Origin of the sequence: Streptomyces sp. WAC05292, from assembly GCF_003949955.1 — a bacterium.
GTDB lineage: Bacteria > Actinomycetota > Actinomycetes > Streptomycetales > Streptomycetaceae > Streptomyces > Streptomyces globosus.
The window spans coordinates 1-2,569 of sequence record NZ_RPSE01000602.1 but is presented as its reverse complement, the minus strand read 5'-3'; the positions used below and the strand labels follow the sequence as shown (position 1 = coordinate 2,569).

General features: G+C 73.9%; 4 protein-coding genes. 2 read left to right on the top strand and 2 right to left on the bottom strand.

Annotated elements, in window-relative coordinates; genetic code table 11:
* The first annotated feature begins 33 nt into the window (after positions 1-33).
* Positions 34-477 carry a phage tail protein gene (locus EF903_RS31485; protein ID WP_114056186.1) on the top strand — a complete coding sequence of 148 codons (444 nt, stop codon included), beginning with the start codon at positions 34-36 and terminating at the stop codon, positions 475-477.
* Positions 477-941 carry a hypothetical protein gene (locus EF903_RS31480; protein WP_125548386.1) on the top strand — a complete coding sequence of 155 codons (465 nt, stop codon included), beginning with the start codon at positions 477-479 and terminating at the stop codon, positions 939-941. Before EF903_RS31485 ends, EF903_RS31480 begins: the two co-directional genes overlap by 1 nt.
* Here EF903_RS31480 and EF903_RS36190 read toward each other — a convergent pair.
* Positions 833-1,675, bottom strand: a complete 843-nt coding sequence (locus tag EF903_RS36190; protein WP_399422117.1) for an AMP-binding protein — start codon at positions 1,673-1,675, stop codon at positions 833-835. The two genes, EF903_RS31480 and EF903_RS36190, sit on opposite strands and share 109 nt — an antisense overlap.
* Positions 1,672-2,445 carry an SDR family oxidoreductase gene (locus EF903_RS31465; RefSeq protein WP_125548387.1) on the bottom strand — a complete coding sequence of 258 codons (774 nt, stop codon included), beginning with the start codon at positions 2,443-2,445 and terminating at the stop codon, positions 1,672-1,674. The genes EF903_RS36190 and EF903_RS31465 overlap by 4 nt, the downstream gene beginning before the upstream one ends.
* Positions 2,446-2,569 lie beyond the last annotated feature (124 nt).

Below are 2,569 nucleotides of genomic sequence, written 5' to 3'. Positions count from 1 at the left end.
CCCCGACCCCCTTCGTACAAGGAGCAGCTCCCCATGTCCCTTCAGCCCGGTGACGCGCTCACCTCGCACAATTTCGGCCTCCAGATCGACGGCGTGATGGTCGAGTTCCTCCAGGAGGTCAGCAGCCTGTCCATGGAGCAGGACGTCATCGAATACCAGCAGGTCTCCGCGGACGGCAAGCCCGTCACCAAGAAGCTCCCCGGCGTGCAGAAGGCCGGCCAGTGCCAGGTGACCCGCGGTGCGACGCAGTCCATGGCGTTCACCGAGTGGATCAAGTCGTCGATCTCCGGCGACATGGGCTCGGCCCGCAAGAACGCGACGATCATCATGATGGACTACCAGGAGAACCCGGTCCGCCGGTACAACCTGCGCAACGCGTGGTGCTCGAAGGTGGAGGTCAGCTCGGTGAAGGCGGGTGCCGCGTCGGCGCTCACCGAGCAGGTCACCATCACCTTCGAAGAGCTGGTCATCGAATAATGCGGCGCCAGGGACCGGGTCTCGCGGCGCAGGGCGCCCCGCCGCCGGCGGCACCGGCCGAGGCAGGCGGGGGCGCCGTCGGCGTACGCGAACCCCTGCGCACGGAGTTCGAGTTCGAGCTGCCGCGCGGCTACGTCGACGAGTCGGGGACGGTGCACCGCACCGGTGCCATGCGGCTGGCGACGGCCCGCGACGAGCTCCTGCCGCTGCGGGACGTCCGGGTCCGCGAGAACCCGGCGTACCTGTCGGTGGTCCTGCTCGGCAGGGTGATCACCCGGCTGGGCACGCTGGCGGTGGTCCACGACGGGACGGTGGAGAACATGTTCGCCTCCGACCTGGCCTTCCTCCAGGACTTCTACCGGCGGATCAACGCCGAGGGCCACACGCGGGCCGCGGTCTCCTGCCCGCACTGCGAGGGGGCGTTCGAGGTCGAGCTGGCCGGGAGCCGCCTGGGGGAATCGTGACGTACGCGGCGGACGTGCTCCAGGAGGAGGCCGCGTACCTCGCCTACCACCTCCACTGGGACCTGGACTCGATCCTCGACCTGGAGCACACGGACCGGCAGGCGTACGTGCGGCGGGTGGCGGATCTGGTGCAGGAGTCGGCGCCGTGAGCCGGCGGGCCGGCGCACGGGGCTGAACGGACGGACGGGAAGGAAAGGAGACGAGGCGATGGGCCTGTTCACGCGGCTCCGGCGCGGCCGCCGGGCGGACGCGGTGCCGGCGGCGGCCGCGCACAGCTCGGCCGCCCAGGCGCGGTCCCCGCACACCAGGGCGGCGGCGCCGGAATCGCGCAGGACGTGCCGCGCCTCGGCCTCCCTGTACATGGGGTTGACCGGGACGACGACGGCGCCGGCCTTCCAGGCGGCCAGGACGGCGAGCACGAAGTGCGGGGTGTTCTGCAGCGCGACGGCGACGCGGTCGCCGCGGCCGATGCCGCGGGCGGCGAAATGGCCGGCGAGGGAGTCGCTGAGCGCGTCGGCGGCGGCGTAGTCGATGCGGCCGTCGAAATAGGCCAGCGCCGTCCGGCCGGGGGCGCGCCCGGCGGCGGTACGGAACGCGTGCAGCAGGGTCGGCGGCGCGTCCAGCGGGGCGCGCTGGGCCGGGCTGAGCAGCCGCACCCAGGGGCGCGAGGCGTACGCGGAGGCCGCCGGCGGGGCCGGCGCGGCGGCCGGGGCGGCGGCGCGGGGTGCGGTCACCGCTGCTCCCATTCGCGCTGGAGCCGGTTCATGCCGCGCAGCCAGCGGTCGGGGTCGGCGGCGCGTCCGGCGGCGTGCTGCGCCACCTCGGGGTGCGGGAGGATCAAGAACCGGCCCTTCTCCATGCCGTCGAACAGGGCGTCCGCGACCGCGTCCGGCTCGATCGCGGTCGGCGCGAGGACGAGCTCGCCCGCCGAGCCGGCGGCGGCGAGCATGTCGGTGCGGACCCCTTGCGGGCAGATGGCGTGGACGCGGATGCCGCGGTGGCGGTAGGTCAGCGAGAGCCACTCCGCGAAGGCGAGCGCACCGTGCTTGGTGACACTGTACGGGGCCGCTCCGATCATGGTGAGGAGACCGGCGGCCGAGACGGTCGAGACGAAGCGGCCGCTGCCGCGCTCCAGCCAGTGCGGGAGCAGCAGCCGGGCGGCGCGGACGTGGGCCATCACGTTGGTGTCCCAGGCGGTCTCCCACACGGCCTCGTCGGCGAAGGCGTCGCCGCCGGCGGCGACCCCGGCGTTGGCGCAGTAGACGTCCACGTCGCCGCCGAGGGCCTCGCGGGCTTCCGCGGCGACGGCCGACGCGTCGCCGGGCAGGGCGGTGGCGCGGTCGCCGATCGATGCGGCCACGGCGGCGGCCCTGTCCGCGTCGAGGTCGTTGACGGCGACGGTCGCGCCGCGGGCGGCGAACCCGCGGGCGAGGGCGGCGCCGATGCCGCCTCCCGCGCCGGTGACGACGACTCGCTGGTCCTGGTACGCGCTCGCAACGCCCATGCTCACGGGATCACCTTTCACGGCCTGCCGGACGTCCGGCAGACTAACCGGTCGGTATGTCGGGGTGGAAGGGCGCCGGGTCCTAGCGTGGCGGGATGACGCAGAGGCCGGGGCTGTCGCGACG

What these genes read in the sequence shown, in the direction of transcription:
- EF903_RS31465 (WP_125548387.1), bottom strand. Translation starts at nt 2,445, where the DNA reads ATGGGCGTTGCGAGCGCGTACCAGGACCAGCGAGTCGTCGTCACCGGC.
- EF903_RS31480 (WP_125548386.1), top strand. Translation starts at nt 477, where the DNA reads ATGCGGCGCCAGGGACCGGGTCTCGCGGCGCAGGGCGCCCCGCCGCCG.
- EF903_RS31485 (WP_114056186.1), top strand. Translation starts at nt 34, where the DNA reads ATGTCCCTTCAGCCCGGTGACGCGCTCACCTCGCACAATTTCGGCCTC.